The organism is Klebsiella sp. K-Nf6 (genome assembly GCF_002806655.1).
Taxonomy (GTDB): Bacteria; Pseudomonadota; Gammaproteobacteria; order Enterobacterales; family Enterobacteriaceae; genus Klebsiella; species Klebsiella variicola.
In genome coordinates this window covers 82,008-102,010 of record NZ_PIBN01000003.1, presented here as the reverse complement: position 1 = coordinate 102,010, position 20,003 = coordinate 82,008, and the positions used below count along the sequence as shown (strand labels likewise).

The following is a 20,003-nucleotide window of genomic DNA, read 5'->3' as shown; positions in this document are numbered from 1 at the left end:
GCCCTTTTTTATATTCACTTTTAAATCAACCGCGGGCGGCGACCAGCCGGTCGGCCTGCTCTTTAATCACGGGCCACACCGACTCAATCGCCACATCGGCGACATTCGCTTCTTCACAAACGATCTGTTTCGCCTTGTCATAGCCCGGCGCCCAGATGTGATAGCCGGGCAGCCCGGTATCCTTGAGTTTGCGCTTGTTATAGACCGCCACCATCGGTTTATCGAAGGCCCGGGCGATATGCACAATTGAGGTGTCTGGCGTAATGACTAAATCACAGCTGCGGATCACTTCGACGGCGGAGTTGATGGTGCTGTCGGCGATGTACAGCGCCAAATTCAGCCCAAGCTGCCGAATTTTCTCACTGCGCCCCACCATCACGATACAGACCCGGTAAGGCAGAGCATGTAGCCGCTCGACCAGGGCCGCCACCTGGTGACGACAGAAGTCTTTATCCTCGGAGGCGGTAAAAGGGTTAATGGCGATGCGCAGTTCGACCTCTCCGGCCTGGGAAAGCAAGCGAGCCACTTTCTCCCGCTCATGGCGACAGCCGGGGAGATGATAGTGGTATGGGTAGTCGTCAACGATGCCAAACAGTTTCACCACCTGTTTATAGCGCTGGGAAATATGGCTGTTGCTGTCAAAAAAAGCGATCGAATGATCGTAAAGTTTATAGGGCTCTTTATTAAAACCAATCACGCTGGCCGCCCGTAAATCGGCGAGTAATTTAAAGCGTTCATAGCTGGTTACGTCATCAAAATCGATAACTGCATCAAAACCTACCGCCCGCAACGTATTTAAGGACATGCGCGGCCGATATAAATATACTTGCCGAATGAATTCTGAGCCTGCTAATATTTCGCAGCATATTGGTCCGGTTAACACCGAAACCTGATATCCCCGTTCGGCCAGTATTCTGGCGCAGCCGGTCGTGACCACCATATCGCCGACTTTATCGTCCAGGCGCAATAGCAGCACGCGACGGACAGCCGCTGGGTCAAAGGCTTTACGCGCTGGCTTATTTCTGTATCGATAGTTAATTAAATTAAATTTAATGCCGCGGAAAAAAGCATTCTTTTTCCGCGTTAATTGTTTAAGGATACGCATACGGTACCTTGAGCTGTGTTAGCGCTGTGTAATTTTCCGCTGGTAATATTCTGCCAACGTCATGCCCTTCACCTGCGGCGCCAGCCAGCTAAAAAAGGCTTCAAGGTCAGCGTATAAACGCTCAATATCCCGTTCATTCTGGAACGTAGGGCTGCCGCCGGGCATATACTCTGAAGAGTGGAGCATATATTCCACGTAGTCATTGCCCTGCGTCAACGTTTGTTCGACGACTTTTTTCATCGTCTCCACGTTGCCGCCCATCGGACGCAGCCAGTGTACGGAGGGGGAACGCACTTTACCCCGCAGGCGATCGTAGCCCTGCTTCACGCTGTTCATCCACGCTGAGTGCTTGTACTGGATGCTCATCGGCACTTCCAGCAGCGGAGAGTGGCCTTCGCGGCTGATATCATTTTCATCGAGAAAATAGGCATGCTGCGGGAAGCGGCGATAATCGGTCCCGCCATCGCCCTGCGGCGCTCCCTTGGCGGTCTTCCAGTTCACCCGCGGGGTCACCGAGCAATCCACCTGATAACCGTGCTCCACCAGCAGACGCGCATAGCGCTCGTCAAAGGCCCAGCGCCCGGCGCGATGGCTGACCATTTTGGTCTGGAAAGTATCCTCCAGCAGATGCGTCATATAGTCGACCTTCTCACGCATCATGGCATCGTTGTATTCAATGAGATAAGGCTTATGCCGCCAGTCATCGGCGGTCAGCGGCTCGGTCGGTGGGCTGTTCCACGCATGCAGATGCATGCCGACTTCCGCGGTGCCGCGGGCAATCACGTCTCTGGCGAATTCGATATAAAAGGGGTCGATGGCCATTTCATAGTTGGTCAAATAGACCGGTTTAAAGCCATACTTTTCGCAAAGCTGCTGAAAACGCGGGAGATAACGCGCATTCTCGGTGGTGATGCTGTCATGTTTTTGCCAGAGGTTATCGCCCTCTGTATCAATCGTGATGAGAAATGCGGGATTGTGCACGAAAACGTCCTCAGGCCATACGTATCGGGTCATGGTAGAGCAATACAACGCTTCTCTCAATCTGTCTGATCCCCTAGAATCGGAACCCTTATCCTGGATGAAGAACAGAGTATGACGCCTGAAACCCTCTCCCGCGGCCCGTTGAACCCGGCGCGGATCCTGGTCATTAAGCTGCGCCATCATGGCGACATGCTGCTGATCACGCCGCTTATTCACGCGCTGAAACAGCAGTATCCCGCCGCCAGCGTGGATGTGCTGCTGTATGAAGAGACCCGGGATATGCTCGCCGCCAACCCCGATATCCATCATATTTATGGTCTCGATCGCCGCTGGAAAAAGCAGGGAAAAAGGCATCAGTTGAAGATGCAATGGCAGCTCATTCAGACGCTGCGTCAGCAGCGATACGATATGGTGCTTAACCTTGCTGACCAGTGGCCGAGCGCGATTATCAGCAAACTGACCGGCGCCGCGACGCGGATTGGTTTTGATTTTCCGAAGCGCCGCCACCCGTTCTGGCGCTATTGCCACACCGCGCTAGCCTCCACCCAACAGCACAACCAGCTGCATACGGTACAGCAGAATCTCTCTATTCTCGCTCCGCTCGGTCTCCCGTTGAACGACGCGCCGGCGCGGATGGGCTACAGCGAAGCAGACTGGGCCACCAGCCGCGCCCTGCTGCCGGAGGAGTTCCGGGAAAACTACATCGTCATCCAGCCAACGTCGCGCTGGTTCTTTAAATGCTGGCGCGAAGATCGTATGAGCGCGCTGATCAACGCGCTATCCGCCGAGGGGTACGCGGTCGTGCTCACCTCCGGCCCCGACGATAGAGAGAAGAAGATGGTGGACACCATCATCGCCGGCTGCCCGCAGGCGCGTCTGCACTCTTTAGCCGGCCAGTTAACGCTGCGCCAGCTGGCGGCAGTGATCGATCACGCCCGCCTGTTTATCGGCGTCGACTCGGTGCCGATGCATATGGCTGCGGCTCTCGGCACTCCGCTGGTCGCCCTGTTCGGCCCCTCGAAGCTGACCTTCTGGCGTCCGTGGCAGGCGAAAGGCGAAGTGATCTGGGCCGGCGACTTCGGTCCGCTGCCCGATCCGGACGCCATCAACACCAACACCGAAGAACGTTATCTCGATTTAATTCCTACCGACGCCGTGATCGCGGCGGCGAAAAAGGTACTGGCATGAGTAAATTCAGGCTGGCTCTGGTGCGGCAGAAGTACCGCCCGGACGGCGGCGCAGAACGGTTTGTCTCCCGCGCGCTGGAAGCCCTCGACAGCAGTCATCTGCAACTGAACGTCATCACCCGCGAATGGCAGGGGCCGGTGAAACCGGACTGGCAGATCCATATCTGTAATCCGCGCAAATGGGGGCGCATCAGCCGCGAACGCGGGTTTGCTAACGCCGCGCGCGCGCTCTGGCAGCGTGAGTCCTTCGACCTGGTGCAGAGCCATGAACGTATTCCCGGCTGCGATCTCTACCGCGCTGGCGATGGCGTTCATCGCCGCTGGCTGCAACAGCGCTCGCGCATTTTACCGGCCTGGAAAAGCCGCCTGCTGTTCGCCGACCGTTACCACCGCTACGTCATGCAGGCGGAGCGCGAGATGTATGAAGACTCACACCTGCGCGGGGTGATCTGCAACGCCGAGATGATCAAACGCGAGATCATCGAAGACTTTGGGCTGTCGGCGGACAGGATCCACGTTATTTATAACGCCATTGATAACCAGCGTTTTCTACCGCCGGGCGAAGACACCTTTGCCGCCTTACGCGCCAAATGGCAGCTACCGCTGCAGGCAACCTGCCTGATTTACGTCGGCTCCGGCTTTGAGCGCAAAGGACTGGCGGCGGCAATTCGCGCCATCGCCCCGACCGATCGCTATCTGCTGGTGGTTGGCAAAGATAAGGATCAGCCGCGCTATCAGGCGCTGGCGAAGAGTCTCGGCTGCGAAGCGCGCGTGCGCTTCTTCGGCATGCAGTCGGAGACGCTGCCCTTCTATCAAATGGCCGATGGTCTGCTGCTGCCCACCCTCTACGATCCGTTCCCCAACGTCATTCTCGAGGCAATGGCCTGCGGTCTGCCGGTGATCACCACCACCGGATGCGGCGGAGCGGAGTTTATCGTCGACGGCCACAACGGTTACGTCTGCGACGCCCTGGATATCCCGGCGCTGCAGCAAGCGGTGATGGCTCTGCCGCCGCGCGCGCTGGGCTCTGCGCAAGGCGGCCGCGCCCGCGAGCGCATTATGGCCTGCACCAGCGAGCGACTCTCCACCCAGCTGCTTTCTCTTTATCAGGATCTGGTGAAATAACGATGCGCATCTTATTTGTGATTGACGGTTTACCCGGTGGCGGCGCGGAAAAAGTGGTCCTGACCCTGGCGGCACAGTTCCTGCGCGACGGCGATCGGGTGTCGCTCATTTCGCTGCGCGATGTCTGCGAGTACCCGTTACCCGAGGGGCTCGACTACCAGGTGGTGGCCGATCGTTGCCGCAAACCGTGGCGCAAGCTGACTGAGCTGTCCCGCCGCGCCCGCCAGCTGGACGCCGCGGTCATCCGGGCCGAAAAGCAGGGACAATTTGACCTTGTACTTTCCAACCTGCACAAAACCGACCGCATCGTCGCCCGCAGCCGGGCGCTGCGCGAGCGTAACGTCTGGTTCTGTCTGCACGGCGTATTCTCTGCCTCCTATCTCGGGCACCGCACCGGCTTTGACCGCTGGATGAAGCAGCAGAAAATTAAGCGAATTTACCAGGGTCGCAACGTGGTGTCGGTTTCCGACGCCGTGGGACGCGATCTGGTGGAAGCCTTCGCCTTGCGTCCGGCACAGCTGAAAACCATCTACAATCCCTTCGATATCACTGCCCTGCGTGCCGAGGCGGAAGCCGAGAGCGAGCGACCGGACGGTGACTATCTGATTCACGTCGGCCGCTTCCATCCGGGCAAACGCCACGACCGCCTGATCGAAGCCTATGCGCAAAGCGGCATTGACGCGCCGCTGGTGCTGTTAGGCCAGGGAAAACCGGAGCAAGAGCAGCGCCTGCGCCAGCTGGCCAAAACGCTGCAGGTTGACGATCGGGTGTGGTTCAAGGGTTTTCAGAAAAACCCCTTACCGTGGATCAAAGGCGCACGGATGCTGGTTTTAAGCTCCGATAGCGAAGGATTCGGCAATGTGGTGGTGGAAGCGCTGCTGTTGAATACGCCGGTTGCCAGCACCCGCTGCCCCGGCGGCGTCACCGAGATCCTCACCGGCGAACTTGCCCGCGGTCTGGCGGATCTGACCAGTCCGGCGCTGGCTCAGACGATGCAAAGCATTTACCATAACCCGCCGACTATCGACGACGCCGTGCTGGAAAAATTCAGCGTCGTGTCCATTTGTCAGCAGTATCGTCAGCTGCAGCGCACCTGACGCCGTTAGTTAACCAGGATCGAAGATTTATGAGTCAAACGCCTTTATTGAGCATCGTGGCTGCCGTCTACAACGGTGAGAAATTTCTTGCGCAATTCTTTGAGTGCCTTGAACAGCAGCAGCTGGAAAGCTATGAACTGATCCTGGTGAACGATGGTGCGACGGACAACAGCCTGGCGGTGATCGCCGAATGGCGGGATCGGCTGCAGAACGTCCAGGTACTGGAGCAGGAAAACCAGGGCGTCTCGGTCGCGCGCAATACCGGCCTCGCCGCCGCCAGCGGCAAATATCTCGCGTTTCCGGATATCGACGACAAACTCTATCCGGGCATGTATCGCACGCTGCTGGAGATGGCGGAGAAAGAACATCTCGATATCGCGACCTGCAACGGTACCTACGTGTACGAAAAGCGCCGTGAGAGTCACCCGATCTTCCCGCTGGATCGCCTGCCCTCGACCGGTGTGCTGCCGGGCCATGTCTGGCTCAAGCAGGCCCTGGACTCGCGGAAGTTTCTGCACGTCACCTGGCTCAACATCTATCGCCACGACTTTATCCGCCAGCACCACTTCCATTTCGAGCCCGGCCTGCGCCATCAGGATATCCCGTGGACGACAGAGGCGCTGCTGGCCGCGGAGCGCGTGCAGTACACCAGCCAGCAGTTCTATGATTACTACATCCACTCTGAGTCGGTGTCGCATAAGCCGGACAACGACGACACGCTGATGCGTTCGGCGCGCCACTATATGAAGATTCTGGAGATGCTGGAGGCGATCAACCAGCGCTACCCGGATAAAGTGCGCCATATCGCCGCCTGTCGCTGGCAGATCGCCAAAGAAGGACTGGGGATCATCCACACCTTCGACAGCATGAAAGATGAGTCGAAAAAGCATGTTATTATTAAAGAATTCTTCGACCGCGGTATCTGGCGGTTAATCTGGAAAAACGCCTGTACTTTCCGTTTACGCTGGCGCCTGGGACGCCGTTATCTGCGTATTAAGCGTTATCGCCACGCGGTATAGACCAAAAACCCGCTGTTTCCGCCAAAGAGATAGCTTTACGCGGGCTAAATGCTTAGAATTTGCCCGCCAAAACAGAGAACGGATAAATAGTTTGGAATTGCTTTATACCACCCTACTTTACCTTATTCAGCCGCTGGTGTGGCTGCGGCTGCTGCTGCGCAGTCGTAAGGCTCCTGCCTATCGTAAACGCTGGGCGGAACGCTATGGCTTCTGTCAGAACAAGGTAGAGCCGGATGGCATTCTGCTGCACTCCGTTTCCGTCGGAGAAACCCTGGCCGCCATTCCGCTGGTTCGCGCTCTGCGCCACCGCTACCCGTCGATGCCGATCACCGTCACCACCATGACGCCGACCGGCTCCGAGCGCGCCATGTCGGCGTTCGGCAAAGATGTCCATCACGTCTATCTGCCCTACGATCTGCCCGGCGCCATGAACCGCTTCCTGAATACCGTTCAGCCGAAGCTGGTTATCGTTATGGAAACCGAGCTATGGCCGAATATGGTGGCCGCGCTGCATAAGCGTAAGATCCCGCTGGTGATCGCCAACGCCCGCCTCTCTGAACGTTCCGCTAAAGGCTATGCCAAACTGGGCGGTTTTATGCGCCGTCTGTTAAGCCGTATTACGCTTATCGCCGCGCAGAATGAAGAGGATGGCAACCGCTTCCTCGCTCTGGGGCTGAAGCGCAACCAGCTGGCGGTCACCGGTAGTCTGAAATTCGATATCTCCGTCACCCCGGAGCTGGCGGCCCGCGCGATTACGCTGCGCCGCCAATGGGCGCCGCACCGCAAGGTATGGATTGCCACCAGCACTCACGACGGCGAAGAACAAATTATCCTGCAAGCGCATAAAAAACTGCTGGAGACCTTCCCGAACCTGCTGCTGATCCTCGTTCCCCGGCATCCGGAGCGCTTCCCCGATGCGCGTGAGATGGTGCAAAAGGCCGGAATGAGCTTTACTCTGCGCAGCACCGGCGAGATCCCCTCCTCCAGTACCCAGGTGGTGATTGGCGATACCATGGGTGAACTGATGCTGCTCTACGGCATTGCCGACCTCGCCTTCGTTGGCGGCAGCCTGGTGGAACGCGGCGGTCATAACCCGCTCGAGCCGGCGGCGCATGCCATTCCGGTGCTGATGGGGCCGCATACCTTCAACTTCAAAGATATCTGCGCCAAGCTGCAGCAGGATGATGGCCTGATCACGGTCACCGACGCCGACTCGCTGGTCAGGGAAGTGTCCACGCTCCTGACCGATGAAGACTACCGCTTGTGGTATGGCCGTCACGCAGTGGAAGTGCTGCACCAGAACCAGGGCGCGCTGTCGCGTCTGCTCAAGTTACTGCAACCTTACATGCCGCAACGGAGTCATTAATGTCGAACCGACTTTCCGTGGTGATGATCGCCAAAGATGCAGCGGACCTGCTGCCGGATTGTCTGGACTCCGTTAGCTGGGCAGATGAAATCATCGTCCTCGACTCTGGCAGTACCGACAACACCGTCGAGCTGGCCCGCCGCCTCGGCGCCCAGGTCTATACCCATACCGACTGGCGAGGCTATGGCATTCAGCGCCAGCGCGCGCAGGACTATGCCACCGGCGACTGGGTGTTGATGATCGATACCGATGAGCGCGTCACGCCAGAACTCAGGCAGGCTATTCTTAAGGTGCTGGCAGCACCGCAGCGCGGCGCCATCTACAGTATCGCACGTCGCAACTACTTTCTCGGACGCTTTATGCGCCACAGCGGTTGGTATCCCGATCGCGTGCTGCGCCTGTACGAACGAGCCCGTTACCGCTATAACGATAATCTGGTCCATGAATCGCTGGATAGCCTGGGCGCAGAGGTCATTCCGCTAACCGGCGATCTCTTGCATCTGACCTGCCGCGACTTCGCTGGCTTCCAGCAAAAACAGCTGGCGTATGCTGCCGCGTGGGCGCTTGAGCGCCACCGCAAGGGCAAGAAGACCTCGATGGCGGGAATTTTCAGCCATACCCTGGGCGCGTTCCTGAAAACGCTGCTGCTGCGCGGTGGGGTGCTGGACGGTAAGCAGGGCTGGTTACTGGCGATGGTCAACGCGCAGTATACGTTTACGAAATATACCGAGCTGTGGGCGCTGAGCCACGGCTACTCGGAGAAAGGGTAATCATGAGCACAAAAGCGATCTATCCGGGTACCTTTGATCCCATCACCAACGGTCATATCGACATTGTCACCCGCGCGGCGAGCATGTTCGATAAAGTGGTGCTGGCTATCGCCGCGAGCCCGAGCAAAAAGCCGATGTTTACCCTCGACGAGCGTATCGCGCTGGCCACTCAGGCAACAGCGCATCTGGTTAACGTGGAGGTTATCGGCTTTAGCGACCTGATGGCCAGTTTCGCCCGCGCGCAGCAGGCCAATATTTTAATTCGCGGCCTGCGGGCGGTGGCGGATTTCGAGTATGAGATGCAGCTGGCCCACATGAACCGCCACCTGATGCCAACGCTGGAGAGCGTGTTCCTGATGCCGTGCAAAGAGTGGTCGTTTATCTCTTCCTCACTGGTGAAGGAAGTGGCGCGTCACCAGGGCGACGTTTCTCATTTCCTGCCAGCTAACGTCCACCAGGCGCTGTTGAATAAGCTGAAGTAACGCATCTATCTTCTGGGGCATGAGCTACGCAGGCTGGCGCTGCACTGCGCCGCCAGCCCATCCACACCGGCTCTGTCCCGGTCTTTGTGCCAGGTGGCGCTACGCTGACCTGGCCTACAAACATCCCCGGCCCACCAGATGCGCACCCGCAGGCTCGCTGACCGGGCCTACAAACGTTCCTGTTCCTGAGAACTACTTCTGGCACTGACGGCAATAAAAGGTCGCGCGCTGGGCATGTTTGGTCCCGACAACCGGCGTGCCGCAGATCCGGCACGGTTCGCCCTTGCGGCCATAGACCTGCAGCTCCTGGGCAAAATAGCCCGGCTTGCCATCGCTTTGCAGGAAATCCTTCAGCGTCGTGCCTCCCTGCTCTATCGAACGCAGCAGGACCAGCTTAATCACTTTCACCAGTTGCTCACACTCTTCCCGCGATAGTGAAGAAGCCAACCTGTCGGGATGGATCCCGGCCGAGAACAGCGATTCGCTGGCGTAGATATTGCCGACCCCTACCACCAGCTTGTTATCCATCAGCCAGGGTTTGATCGCAGTTTTTTTCTTCGCGCATTTCTGCTGAAGATAGTCGGCGTTAAATTCATCGCTGAGCGGCTCCGGGCCAAGATGCGCCAGTACCGGATGGCCTTCCAGCGTATTGGTCCACAGCCAGGCGCCAAAGCGGCGCGGATCGGTATAGCGCAGCACCTTGCCATTACTCATGACCAGGTCAACGTGATCGTGTTTTTCGGCCGGTAGCTCTTCGCTCAGGATACGCAAACTCCCCGACATCCCGAGATGGACGATGATCCAGCCGTCCGGCAGTTCCAGAAGCAGGTATTTGGCACGACGCCGCACGCTGAGCACGGGTACATCGCTCAGGCGATAAATCTCTTCGGAAACCGGCCAGCGCAGCCGTCCATTGCGCACAACGGCGTGCAGAATGGTTGCGCCAACCAGGTGCGGCTCGATGCCGCGGCGGCTGGTTTCAACCTCTGGTAATTCAGGCATGATTTTCCTCCATTTACCCGACGTATTGTGCTTCACGGGCAGGGGACTGAAAAGGGAGTATGTGAAAGCAATATGGGGAAGTTTTAAAAACAAAAAACCCCGCCGAAGCGGGGTTTTTATACAAGGAGGCTAAAATTATTTGATTTTAGCTTCTTTGTAGATAACGTGCTGACGTACAACCGGATCGTACTTTTTCAGTTCCATTTTTTCCGGTTTGGTACGCTTGTTCTTCGTGGTGGTGTAGAAGTGACCAGTACCAGCGGAAGAAACCAGCTTGATTTTCTCACGAATACCTTTAGCCATGATTTATTTCCTCTAAGTACTTAGTACTTTTCGCCACGGGCACGCAGTTCAGACAGAACTGTATCGATGCCTTTCTTATCGATTACACGCATACCTTTAGCAGATACGCGCAGGGTGACAAAACGCTTCTCGCTCTCAACCCAGAAACGGTGAGAGTGCAGGTTCGGCAGGAAACGGCGTTTAGTCGCGTTCAGTGCGTGGGAACGGTTGTTACCGGTCACCGGACGCTTGCCAGTAACTTGGCAGACTCGGGACATGTCTATTCTCCAAAAATCAAATTAGCTCGAGCTTCGTATGGGGTATTGGCGCCTCGTCAGGCTTTACAGCCTGGTCATCGCAGTTCAATGTGAACTCTCGACTGCCAGGCCCAAATGCCAAACCCGAGATTCTCAAAGGTGGCGTAGTATACGCTGACTCGGCGATGTGCTCAAGTCCCGAACAGACAAAGATCCCGAAGGATCGCCAGTTCGGGGCTAAATCCAGCCACGTTCGGCAAAAGATACATACGCACCGCGGCCGATGACCAGATGGTCAAGCACGCGTATCTCCATGAATCGACAACATTTTACCACCCTTTCGGTAATCAGCCTGTCAGCCTGGCTCGGCTCCGGACTACCGGAGGGATGATTATGCGCAAGGATCACGGCGGCAGCGTTCACTTTGATGGCTTCGCGTACAATTTCTCGCGGATGCACCTCAACGTGGCTAAGAGTACCAGAAAAAAGGCGACTATGTTTCAACACGCGGTTCTGATTATCTAAAAAGATCACCATAAAGATCTCGCGCTCCTCTTCCGTGAGCTGGCTTTGTAAAAATTCCCGCGTCATTGAGGGGCTGACCAGCGCAGCCTCCTCAACCAGCTGCGAGCTAAAATAGCGTCGCGCCAGCTCGGCAATGCCCTTCAGTTGCGCATATTTCGCCAGTCCCAGTCCATCCACAGCTATCAGTTGCGCTTTATCCGCGGAAAGCAGAGCGTAGAGCGAGCCAAAACGCTGCAGTAACGCCTGCGCATAGCTGAGCACATCCTGACGGCGCGTGCCGACACGCAGAAACAGCGCCAGCAGCTCAACATCCGTTAGCGCTTCGATGCCATACTGCAGCATCTTCTCCCGTGGCATCAGATTTTCCGTTCCGTCCATGCGCCCTCCTGCGTTAATCAGGCTATCCTGGCACAGCCTGACGGCGCTGCCGACCCGCGGCTTTTCACCCTGCGTAGCAGCTCGCAAAGTGAATGCCCACCAGAGGCACGACGGCGACAGGATTGTGATAAGATGCGCGGATTCTGGTCTACGGCAACAGGAATACATCATGATGACTCTGGCGGGTAAAAAAATCGTCCTGGGCGTCAGCGGCGGTATCGCGGCGTATAAAACCCCGGAACTGGTGCGCCGACTGCGTGAACGCGGCGCGGAAGTGCGTGTCGCAATGACGGAGGCGGCAAAAGCATTCATCACCCCACTCAGCCTGCAGGCGGTATCCGGCTATCCGGTTTCCGACAGCCTGCTCGATCCGGCGGCGGAAGCGGCCATGGGCCATATTGAGCTCGGAAAATGGGCCGACCTGGTGATCCTCGCCCCGGCAACCGCCGATTTAATTGCCCGCGTGGCGGCCGGCATGGCCAACGATCTGGTGTCGACGATCTGCCTCGCCACCCCTTCCCCGGTTGCCGTGGTGCCCGCCATGAATCAGCAGATGTATCGCGCGCAAGCCACCCAGCACAATCTGCAGACGCTCGCTTCCCGCGGCCTGCTGCTGTGGGGACCGGACAGCGGTAGCCAGGCCTGCGGCGACGTCGGCCCGGGGAGAATGCTCGATCCGTTAACCATCGTGGAGATGGCCGCGCAGCATTTCGCCTCCCCTGTCAAAGATTTGCAACATCTCAACCTCATGATTACCGCGGGCCCGACCCGTGAGCCGTTGGATCCGGTGCGTTACATCAGCAACCACAGCTCAGGCAAGATGGGCTTCGCGATTGCTGCCGCTGCCGCGCAGCGTGGTGCGAAGGTCACTCTCGTCAGCGGCCCGGTATCGCTACCGACACCGCCGTTTGTGCAGCGCATTGATGTCACTACCGCACTGGAAATGGAAGCGGCCGTCCAGGCCAGCGCACAACAGCAGCATATTTTTATTGGCTGCGCCGCGGTGGCGGATTACCGCGCTGCCGCCATCGCCGAAGATAAAATTAAAAAACAAGGTGATGAATTAACAATAAAAATGATTAAAAACCCCGATATTGTCGCTGGGGTTGCGGCGCTAAAAGCGCATCGCCCTTACGTCGTTGGGTTTGCCGCCGAAACGAATAATGTGGAAGAATATGCGCGGCAAAAACGTGCCCGCAAAAACCTCGACCTGATTTGCGCCAACGATGTTTCTCAGCCTAATCAGGGCTTTAATAGCGATAGCAACGCATTACACCTTTTCTGGCAGGATGGGGAAAAGCGCTTACCACTTGAGCGCAAGGAACTCCTGGGCCAATTATTACTCGACGAGATCGTGACCCGTTATGATGAAAAAAATCGACGTTAAGATTCTGGACCCGCGTGTCGGCCAGCAATTTCCGCTGCCGACCTATGCCACCTCCGGCTCCGCCGGACTTGACCTGCGAGCCTGTCTCGACGACGCCGTAGAGCTGGCGCCGGGTGCAACCACGCTGTTGCCGACGGGCCTTGCGATTCATATCGCCGATCCCTCTCTGGCGGCGGTGATCCTGCCGCGCTCCGGCCTGGGTCATAAGCATGGCGTGGTGCTGGGCAACCTGGTGGGGCTCATCGACTCCGATTACCAGGGGCAACTGATGGTGTCCGTCTGGAACCGCGGTCAGCAGAGCTTCATCATCGAGCCGGGCGAACGTATCGCACAGATGGTCTTTGTGCCGGTCGTGCAGGCGGAATTTAACCTGGTGGAAGAGTTTGACGCCACCGACCGCGGCGAAGGCGGCTTCGGTCACTCAGGGCGTAAATAAGCCCAGCAACACGGAACCTGCATCCCAACGCGCATAATGCAATAACATCACCGCAAACTCAGGTTTGCGGTCGCGTTGTGGATGTCTGCCTGACAAGTGCTTATTTTCAGGGGTATTTTAAAACATGGCAGAAAAGCAAACTGCGAAACGGAATCGTCGCGAAGAAATACTTCAATCTCTGGCGCTGATGCTGGAATCCAGCGATGGTAGTCAACGTATTACCACCGCGAAACTGGCGGCTTCCGTCGGCGTCTCTGAAGCCGCGCTGTATCGCCATTTTCCCAGCAAAACCCGCATGTTTGACAGTCTGATCGAGTTCATTGAAGACAGTCTGATTACGCGCATCAATTTGATTTTGAAAGATGAAAAGGACACGACCGCGCGCCTGCGCCTGATCGTTCTGTTGATTCTTGGGTTTGGCGAGCGTAATCCTGGGCTGACGCGTATCCTCACCGGGCACGCGCTGATGTTCGAACAGGACCGGCTACAGGGCCGCATCAACCAGCTTTTTGAACGCATCGAAGTACAGCTGCGTCAGGTGATGCGCGAGAAAAAAATGCGTGAAGGCGAAGGCTACACCCTCGACGAAACCCTGCTGGCCAGCCAGCTGCTGGCCTTCTGCGAGGGCATGCTGTCGCGCTTTGTGCGCAGCGAGTTCAAATATCGTCCGACGGATGACTTCGAGGCCCGCTGGCCGCTGGTCGCCGCACAGCTGCAGTAAATCCTCACATGCAGCCGCCAGGCTGCATGATTCTCCTCGCAATCTGCGTAAGTTTGTTGCAAATCCCAGGGCCATTGGTTGAATTGCCCAATGCGCGTTTCCGCTTTCCTTTCCTACTATCCAGCTTGCTGATCGTTTCACCCACCCCCAACACCACCCGACAAGGAGAGATTTGATGGCGACGTCACGGCGGGATTTATTGAAGATAGGCGGGTTGGCAACCGCATCACTACTAGTCAGTCAAAAAAGCTTCGCAGCATGGGCCCCTTCGGAACGCTATCCTGACCCACGCATCGTGGCCGTCGATGACAGCTTTCGTCGCTATATGCTTGCCAGCGCAAAGGTTGAACGCATCGCCAGCGGCTTCCGTTGGGCGGAAGGCCCAGTCTGGTTCGGTGACATGCGAATGCTGCTGTGGAGCGACATTCCGAATAACGCCATCATACGCTGGGATGAAATCAGTGGAGAAACCAGCGTCTTTCGCTACCCGGCCAATTATAGCAATGGCCACGCCCGCGACAGACAGGGGCGCTTAATCAGTTGCGAGCACGACACCCGCCGCATTACGCGTACCGAATACGATGGATCTGTCACCGTACTGGCCGATAGCTACCAAGGTAAGCGCCTCAATTCCCCAAACGATATCGTTGTGAAGTCAGACGGTACCATCTGGTTTACCGACCCGCCATTTGGCATCAGCGGCTTTTACGAAGGCCACAAAGCAACGCCAGAATTGCCGCAAAACGTCTATTGCCTGGAGCCGGAAAGCCGCAAACTAAGCGTGGTATTGGGCGACATAAAAGGGCCAAATGGTTTGTGTTTCTCGCCGGACGAAAAGACCCTGTACGTGGTGGAAAGCCGGGCGACACCGAACCGCTTAATTCTGGCGTGGGACGTGGAAGGCAATACGCTGAAAAATAAACGGGTGTATCTCGACTGTGGCAAAGGTACCGCCGATGGGATCGCCTGCGACGCAGACGGCAATCTGTGGTGCGGATGGGGAAGCGGAAACGAAGAACTCGACGGCGTGCGGATCTTTAACCCTCAGGGTAAGCATATCGGCACCATTCAACTGCCGGAGCGCTGCGCGAACTTGTGTTTTGGCGGCGAACAGCGCAATCGGCTGTTTATGGCGTCCAGTACGTCAATCTATTCGCTGTACGTCAATGCGCAGGGCGCTAAGCTGGTATAGAGGAAATATCCGGCAGCCGAGGCTGCCGGATGCATCATCAGATGCCGTAGGCTTCACGATAGGCGCGAACTGACGCCAGATATTCCGCCATCTCGGGTTTCTCTTCCAGATAAGCGATCAGCTCTTTCAGAGTGATGATTGAGATCACCTGGCAGCCGTAATCACGCTCCACTTCCTGAATGGCGGAGATCTCGCCACGGCCGCGCTCCTGACGATCCAGGGAGATCAGTACACCCGCCAGCTGCGCGCCCTGGGCCTGGATAATCTCCATGGATTCGCGGATCGCCGTACCGGCGGTGATCACGTCATCCACCAGCATCACACGCCCCTGCAGCGGGCTGCCAACCAGATTGCCACCTTCACCGTGAGTTTTTGCCTCTTTGCGGTTAAAGCAGTAAGGCAGATCGCGGTCATGATGTTCGGCTAACGCCACCGCGGTGGTGGTGGCGATCGGAATACCTTTATAGGCCGGGCCAAACAGCAGGTCGAACTCAATCCCGGAATCCACCAGCGCCTCGGCATAAAAACGGCCCAGCAGTGCCAGATCGCGCCCGGTGTTAAACAGGCCGGCGTTGAAGAAATAGGGGCTCTTGCGCCCGGATTTCAGCGTGAACTCGCCAAACTTAAGAACCTGCTTGCTAAGCGCAAACTCAATAAACTGGCGCTGATACGGCTTCATGGATTCGCTCCTTTTGGTACTTTCATCATTGTCAGACTACGCGTTCATCCTTCGCAGGTGTAATGAAGGATGAAGCGCAAAAAAAAAGGCGACTTCTCAGTCGCCTTAATCATTAATTTTCTAACGCCGCCTTCTGCGTCGTGATAATGGATTCGATCCCCCCTCGGGCTAACGCCAGGAGAGTGAGGAGCTCTTCATGGGTGAACGGCTCGCCTTCTGCCGTGCCCTGCACCTCAATAATGCGGCCATCTTCGGTCATCACCACGTTCATATCGGTTTCCGCGGCGGAATCTTCGATGTACTCCAGATCGCAAATGGCTTCGCCATTAACGATACCAACGGACACCGCGGCCACCATCCCCTTCATCGGGTTGGTTTTCAGCTTGCCGGCTGCCACCAGCTTGTTCAGCGCATCGGCCAGCGCCACGCAGGCCCCGGTAATAGACGCGGTCCGGGTGCCGCCGTCTGCCTGCAGCACATCGCAGTCGAGGGTGATGGTGAATTCGCCCAGCGCTTTCAGGTCAACCGCCGCGCGCAGCGCGCGAGCGATCAGACGCTGAATTTCCATCGTCCGGCCGCCCTGCTTGCCTTTTGCCGCTTCACGCGCGTTACGCGTGTGCGTTGAGCGCGGCAGCATGCCATATTCGGCAGTGATCCAACCCTGTCCCTGTCCTTTCAGAAAACGCGGAACGCCTTCGTCAATGGAAGCGGTGCACAGCACTTTGGTATCACCGAATTCGACCAGCACGGAGCCTTCAGCGTGTTTTGTGTAATTACGGGTCAGGGTGACGGGACGCACCTGATTAGCGCTACGGCCTGCTGGACGCATGATAGAAATCTCCGGCTTGAAACGAATGTGGGGCGCATTATACGAATTTCATGGCGAAAAGCCTATGCCAACACGTGCCGGGCGCACACATAATGTCAGTCCAGCGTTTTACGATAAGATTTCAACCCCACGCCAATCACAATCACTGCCAGGCCGATCAACGGCAAAAGATCGGGTAATAATGCCATCGCAGAATATCCTTTCAACATGATGCCCTTAACCAGTCGGATGAAATAGGTCAGCGGTAAACAGGAGCCAATGGCTTTCGCCCAGTCAGGCATACTAATAAAGGGGCTAATAAAACCGGAAAGCATAATGGAAGGAATAAAGTAAAATGACGACATTTGCAGCGCCTGCAGTTGGTTTTGTGCCAGGCCAGAAATACCAATCCCGATTGACAGGCAAAGAAAGACATAAATTAACAACACAAAAAATAGCAGGAAGACGCTACCGTGAAGGGGAATATCGAACAACAGAACGGCGGCAATCAGAATCAAGGTCGCCTGAAACAAACCAATGATAACAAAAGGTGTTATTTTCCCAATGATGACCTCAAGTCCGGATAACGGAGAGACCAGTAAATTTTCTAACGCCCCGTTTTCTCGCTCACGGGTAATAGACAGGGCGGTCATCAGGATCAAGGTTGTACTGAGTATCGATCCCATAATACCTGGAATAGTATTAAACTGGGTTATCCCCTCCGGGTTAAACATGCGATGGATAATAAGCTCAAAATCATCCTCTTTTTGCTCTACACGCATTTCGCCCGGCAAATCGTGTTGAAACATCGATTTCGCAACCTGCACAAGGGCGCTGAGCGCATTCCCCGTGGTTATCGGATCGATGGCATCCCCCTGAATTAACAGCTGAGGCTTTTCTCCACGCAACATCTTGCGCGTGAATCCCTCAGGAATCGTCACGATAAAAGTGACATCTCCTCGAACAAACGCTTTCTGAGCTGCTTCTTCTGAATCGACAGGAATCATCGAAAAATACCCTGTATTTTGCGCTTCCGTCACAAAAATCTGACTCATGCGTTCGGTATCATAATTTAATAAAGCGGTAGGAAGATTATGGGGATCCATATTGATGGCATAGCCAAGAATGATCAGCTGAAAAATAGGTGTCAGGAGCACCATACTGATGCTGACTTTATCACGACGTAATTCATGGATTTCCTTAATAACCACACCGATCCAGCGAGTAAAGGAGAAGCTTAAATTAATTTTTTTCACAATCGTTTTTCATCAAATAGGTAAATGCATCTTCCAGATTGGTATCCACCTGGCAGAACTCATAGCCCTGCTGTGTAAATGCAAAAAGAGTAGACTTTAACTTCGCTTCATCTCTGGAAGTAATATAAAGCTGATTGCCAAAAATGACCGTTTGCTCAATATCCGGCAAGCGCTGTAGCTGGTTTTCAAGCATCGTCAGACCGGCGCCGCTCGTTCGCATGGTGATCAGATTCTGGGACGCGATAATCGACGCAATAGTGCCATTTGCCAACAGGCGGCCATAAGACAGATAGGCAACCTTATGGCAACGCTCGGCCTCATCCATATAATGCGTGCTCACCAGTATCGAAATACCTCGGTCCGATAGCTGGTGCAGCATTTGCCAGAACTCGCGCCGCGCTTTTGGATCCACGCCAGCGGTTGGTTCGTCCAGAAACAGCAAAACAGGTTCATGCAACATGCAGGCGGCAAGGGCCATTCTTTGCTTCCAACCGCCAGAAAGCTCCTTAGCCAGCTGGTGCTGTCGGGTTGTGAGACCTAACTCTGAAAGCGCGTGTTCAACCCGGGCCTTACGCTGATCGAGGCTATACAACCGCGCGATAAAAAGTAAGTTTTCCCGGATGGTTAAATTTCCCCACATCGAGAAATACTGGGTCATATAACCTATCTTTTTTTTTATTTTTTCCCGCTGTGTAAAGATGTCCATGCCCAGACAAGAGCCTTCACCTGAATCCGGGGTAATCAAACCACACATCATCCGAATCGATGTCGTCTTGCCGCTACCGTTTGGGCCGAGAAAACCATAAATCTCACCTTTTGCCACCTGTAGAGAGAAATCCTTTACAACATGATGTTCACCAAAATACTTATTGAGATTTTTTACATCAATACAAAGATTATTCATTACCAATAATCTCCACATCAAACGGCTGGCCGATTTTCATCAGGCCGGCCTGCTTCAGAGCAGGGATAGCCTCAGCCATAAAAATGAGTTTCTCCCGGCGATTCGTACTATAAATAACCGGAGGCGTAAATTCTGCTTCAGGATTAATATAGTTAATAACGCCAGGGATAGGTTCCGCGCAACCATCACATATCAGTTTTACCTTAGATCCGATTTTAAATTTACCAAGCAGCGCTTCAGGTATAAAGAAGCGCACTTTTATATTCTCAGGAGGTAACAGACTGATTATTGGTCTGCCGGCAGTGGGCCGTTCCCCGGTACGATAAATAATATCGAAGACTTTAGCATTAACCGGAGAAACAATCGTCGTTTGTTGAACATCCCAAAGCGCCTTGTCACGTTCGAGTTTTGCCGCGGCCACCATCGAGAGCTGTTTGCTAATCTCATCCTGACGGGCAGGCAGTTGCCGCGCTTTGAGTTGATTAATTAACTCTTCAACCTGCGCGCCTTTTTGCGTTAACTCATCCCGGATATCCTCCCATTCTGCGAGCGAGATGGCGCGACTGGCGTAAAGATTACGATACCGCTCAAGCTGACGCTTTACCTGGGATTCCGCCGATCGTGCTTTTTTAATCTGGGCACGAATAATATCCAGCTCTTCAGGCCGTTCTCCCGACTCCAGATTTCGCAATAATGCGCTCTCTGCAGAAAGTTTTTCCTCAGCTCGCAGGAAAATATTTTGCGCATCAAAGGACTCAATTTTCACTAACTCTTGTCCAGGCGTGACATTATCTCCTTTCTTAATGAATAGCTGTTCAATTTTTGCAGTGGAAGAATAAGAAAGGTAGACAAATTCTCCATGTGAATAACCAGATAACATATTATCCGGTTTGTTATCACACCCCGTTATAATCAGCATTGCTACCAAAACAAAAAATATATTTACTGGCTTTTGCATTAAAACGCATCCATACGTATAGAGTTTTTCATTACTGATGTCTGGATTGAATTATTCTCATTCCAAACCCTAACGGTATCGTTAGT

Annotated in this window: 22 protein-coding genes; 11 read left to right on the top strand and 11 right to left on the bottom strand. The window is 55.2% G+C overall.

Going from position 1 to position 20,003, the window contains the following annotated elements; all coding sequences use genetic code 11:
* Nucleotides 1-25 precede the first annotated feature (25 nt).
* Both CWM61_RS06890 and CWM61_RS06885 read right to left on the bottom strand, forming a co-directional pair.
* Nucleotides 26-1,105, bottom strand: a complete 1,080-nt coding sequence (locus tag CWM61_RS06890; RefSeq protein ID WP_165785255.1) for a glycosyltransferase family 9 protein — start codon at nucleotides 1,103-1,105, stop codon at nucleotides 26-28.
* 18 nt (nucleotides 1,106-1,123) lie between these two features.
* A complete protein-coding gene (locus tag CWM61_RS06885; RefSeq protein ID WP_100630970.1) occupies nucleotides 1,124-2,086 on the bottom strand; it encodes a polysaccharide deacetylase family protein in 963 nt (320 codons plus the stop codon).
* Between the two features lie 111 nt (nucleotides 2,087-2,197).
* Here CWM61_RS06885 and rfaQ point away from each other — a divergent pair, with 111 nt between their 5' ends.
* The 7 genes from rfaQ (at nucleotide 2,198) to coaD (ending at nucleotide 9,132) form a co-directional block, all read left to right on the top strand.
* Entirely contained in the window at nucleotides 2,198-3,274 is a 1,077-nt protein-coding gene (rfaQ, locus tag CWM61_RS06880; RefSeq protein WP_100630969.1) for a putative lipopolysaccharide heptosyltransferase III, read from the top strand.
* Complete coding sequence (locus tag CWM61_RS06875; protein ID WP_100630968.1) at nucleotides 3,271-4,398, top strand: glycosyltransferase family 4 protein; 1,128 nt, start codon at nucleotides 3,271-3,273, stop codon at nucleotides 4,396-4,398. Before rfaQ ends, CWM61_RS06875 begins: the two co-directional genes overlap by 4 nt.
* A gap of 2 nt (nucleotides 4,399-4,400) precedes the next feature.
* A complete protein-coding gene (locus CWM61_RS06870; RefSeq protein ID WP_100630967.1) occupies nucleotides 4,401-5,495 on the top strand; it encodes a glycosyltransferase in 1,095 nt (364 codons plus the stop codon).
* 29 nt (nucleotides 5,496-5,524) lie between these two features.
* Nucleotides 5,525-6,514, top strand: a complete 990-nt coding sequence (locus tag CWM61_RS06865; protein ID WP_100630966.1) for a glycosyltransferase — start codon at nucleotides 5,525-5,527, stop codon at nucleotides 6,512-6,514.
* A 91-nt stretch (nucleotides 6,515-6,605) separates the two neighbouring features.
* Nucleotides 6,606-7,880 carry a lipid IV(A) 3-deoxy-D-manno-octulosonic acid transferase gene (gene waaA / locus CWM61_RS06860; RefSeq protein WP_008806838.1) on the top strand — a complete coding sequence of 425 codons (1,275 nt, stop codon included), beginning with the start codon at nucleotides 6,606-6,608 and terminating at the stop codon, nucleotides 7,878-7,880.
* Nucleotides 7,880-8,650 (top strand): glycosyltransferase family 2 protein, encoded by a 771-nt coding sequence (locus tag CWM61_RS06855; protein WP_008806837.1) that lies wholly within the window; start codon nucleotides 7,880-7,882, stop codon nucleotides 8,648-8,650. The genes waaA and CWM61_RS06855 overlap by 1 nt, the downstream gene beginning before the upstream one ends.
* Nucleotides 8,651-8,652: 2 nt before the next feature.
* Entirely contained in the window at nucleotides 8,653-9,132 is a 480-nt protein-coding gene (coaD, locus tag CWM61_RS06850; protein ID WP_008806836.1) for a pantetheine-phosphate adenylyltransferase, read from the top strand.
* 192 nt (nucleotides 9,133-9,324) lie between these two features.
* On the opposite strand, the gene mutM is transcribed toward coaD, so the two are convergent.
* The 4 genes from mutM to radC form a co-directional block, all read right to left on the bottom strand.
* On the bottom strand, nucleotides 9,325-10,134 hold the full coding sequence (gene mutM / locus CWM61_RS06845) for a bifunctional DNA-formamidopyrimidine glycosylase/DNA-(apurinic or apyrimidinic site) lyase (RefSeq protein WP_061152954.1): 810 nt from the start codon (nucleotides 10,132-10,134) through the stop codon (nucleotides 9,325-9,327).
* A gap of 135 nt (nucleotides 10,135-10,269) precedes the next feature.
* Nucleotides 10,270-10,437 carry a 50S ribosomal protein L33 gene (gene rpmG / locus CWM61_RS06840; RefSeq protein WP_002922510.1) on the bottom strand — a complete coding sequence of 56 codons (168 nt, stop codon included), beginning with the start codon at nucleotides 10,435-10,437 and terminating at the stop codon, nucleotides 10,270-10,272.
* 20 nt (nucleotides 10,438-10,457) lie between these two features.
* A complete protein-coding gene (gene rpmB, locus CWM61_RS06835; protein WP_002436699.1) occupies nucleotides 10,458-10,694 on the bottom strand; it encodes a 50S ribosomal protein L28 in 237 nt (78 codons plus the stop codon).
* A gap of 216 nt (nucleotides 10,695-10,910) precedes the next feature.
* On the bottom strand, nucleotides 10,911-11,576 hold the full coding sequence (radC, locus tag CWM61_RS06830; RefSeq protein WP_061152949.1) for a RadC family protein: 666 nt from the start codon (nucleotides 11,574-11,576) through the stop codon (nucleotides 10,911-10,913).
* A 172-nt stretch (nucleotides 11,577-11,748) separates the two neighbouring features.
* Here radC and coaBC point away from each other — a divergent pair, with 172 nt between their 5' ends.
* The 4 genes from coaBC (at nucleotide 11,749) to CWM61_RS06810 (ending at nucleotide 15,312) form a co-directional block, all read left to right on the top strand.
* A complete protein-coding gene (coaBC, locus tag CWM61_RS06825) occupies nucleotides 11,749-12,963 on the top strand; it encodes a bifunctional phosphopantothenoylcysteine decarboxylase/phosphopantothenate--cysteine ligase CoaBC (protein ID WP_074387093.1) in 1,215 nt (404 codons plus the stop codon).
* On the top strand, nucleotides 12,941-13,399 hold the full coding sequence (gene dut, locus CWM61_RS06820) for a dUTP diphosphatase (RefSeq protein ID WP_012540306.1): 459 nt from the start codon (nucleotides 12,941-12,943) through the stop codon (nucleotides 13,397-13,399). The genes coaBC and dut overlap by 23 nt, the downstream gene beginning before the upstream one ends.
* Nucleotides 13,400-13,523: 124 nt before the next feature.
* A complete protein-coding gene (gene slmA / locus CWM61_RS06815; RefSeq protein ID WP_008806831.1) occupies nucleotides 13,524-14,120 on the top strand; it encodes a nucleoid occlusion factor SlmA in 597 nt (198 codons plus the stop codon).
* A 175-nt stretch (nucleotides 14,121-14,295) separates the two neighbouring features.
* Nucleotides 14,296-15,312: an SMP-30/gluconolactonase/LRE family protein gene (locus CWM61_RS06810; protein WP_077268425.1), complete on the top strand. Its 1,017-nt coding sequence runs from the start codon at nucleotides 14,296-14,298 to the stop codon at nucleotides 15,310-15,312.
* Nucleotides 15,313-15,349: 37 nt separating this feature from the next.
* Here CWM61_RS06810 and pyrE read toward each other — a convergent pair whose 3' ends face one another.
* From pyrE to CWM61_RS06785, 5 genes are all read right to left on the bottom strand, one after another.
* Entirely contained in the window at nucleotides 15,350-15,991 is a 642-nt protein-coding gene (pyrE, locus tag CWM61_RS06805) for an orotate phosphoribosyltransferase (protein ID WP_008806829.1), read from the bottom strand.
* Between the two features lie 112 nt (nucleotides 15,992-16,103).
* Nucleotides 16,104-16,820, bottom strand: coding sequence for a ribonuclease PH (rph, locus tag CWM61_RS06800; RefSeq protein ID WP_002922602.1), 717 nt, complete (start codon nucleotides 16,818-16,820; stop codon nucleotides 16,104-16,106).
* A gap of 95 nt (nucleotides 16,821-16,915) precedes the next feature.
* The gene (locus tag CWM61_RS06795) at nucleotides 16,916-18,055 is read right to left on the bottom strand and encodes an ABC transporter permease (protein WP_100630965.1); all 1,140 of its coding nucleotides are present in this window, start codon (nucleotides 18,053-18,055) and stop codon (nucleotides 16,916-16,918) included.
* Nucleotides 18,042-18,959, bottom strand: a complete 918-nt coding sequence (locus CWM61_RS06790) for an ABC transporter ATP-binding protein (protein WP_074386950.1) — start codon at nucleotides 18,957-18,959, stop codon at nucleotides 18,042-18,044. Before CWM61_RS06790 ends, CWM61_RS06795 begins: the two co-directional genes overlap by 14 nt.
* The gene (locus tag CWM61_RS06785) at nucleotides 18,952-19,917 is read right to left on the bottom strand and encodes an HlyD family secretion protein (RefSeq protein ID WP_074386949.1); all 966 of its coding nucleotides are present in this window, start codon (nucleotides 19,915-19,917) and stop codon (nucleotides 18,952-18,954) included. Before CWM61_RS06785 ends, CWM61_RS06790 begins: the two co-directional genes overlap by 8 nt.
* Nucleotides 19,918-20,003 lie beyond the last annotated feature (86 nt).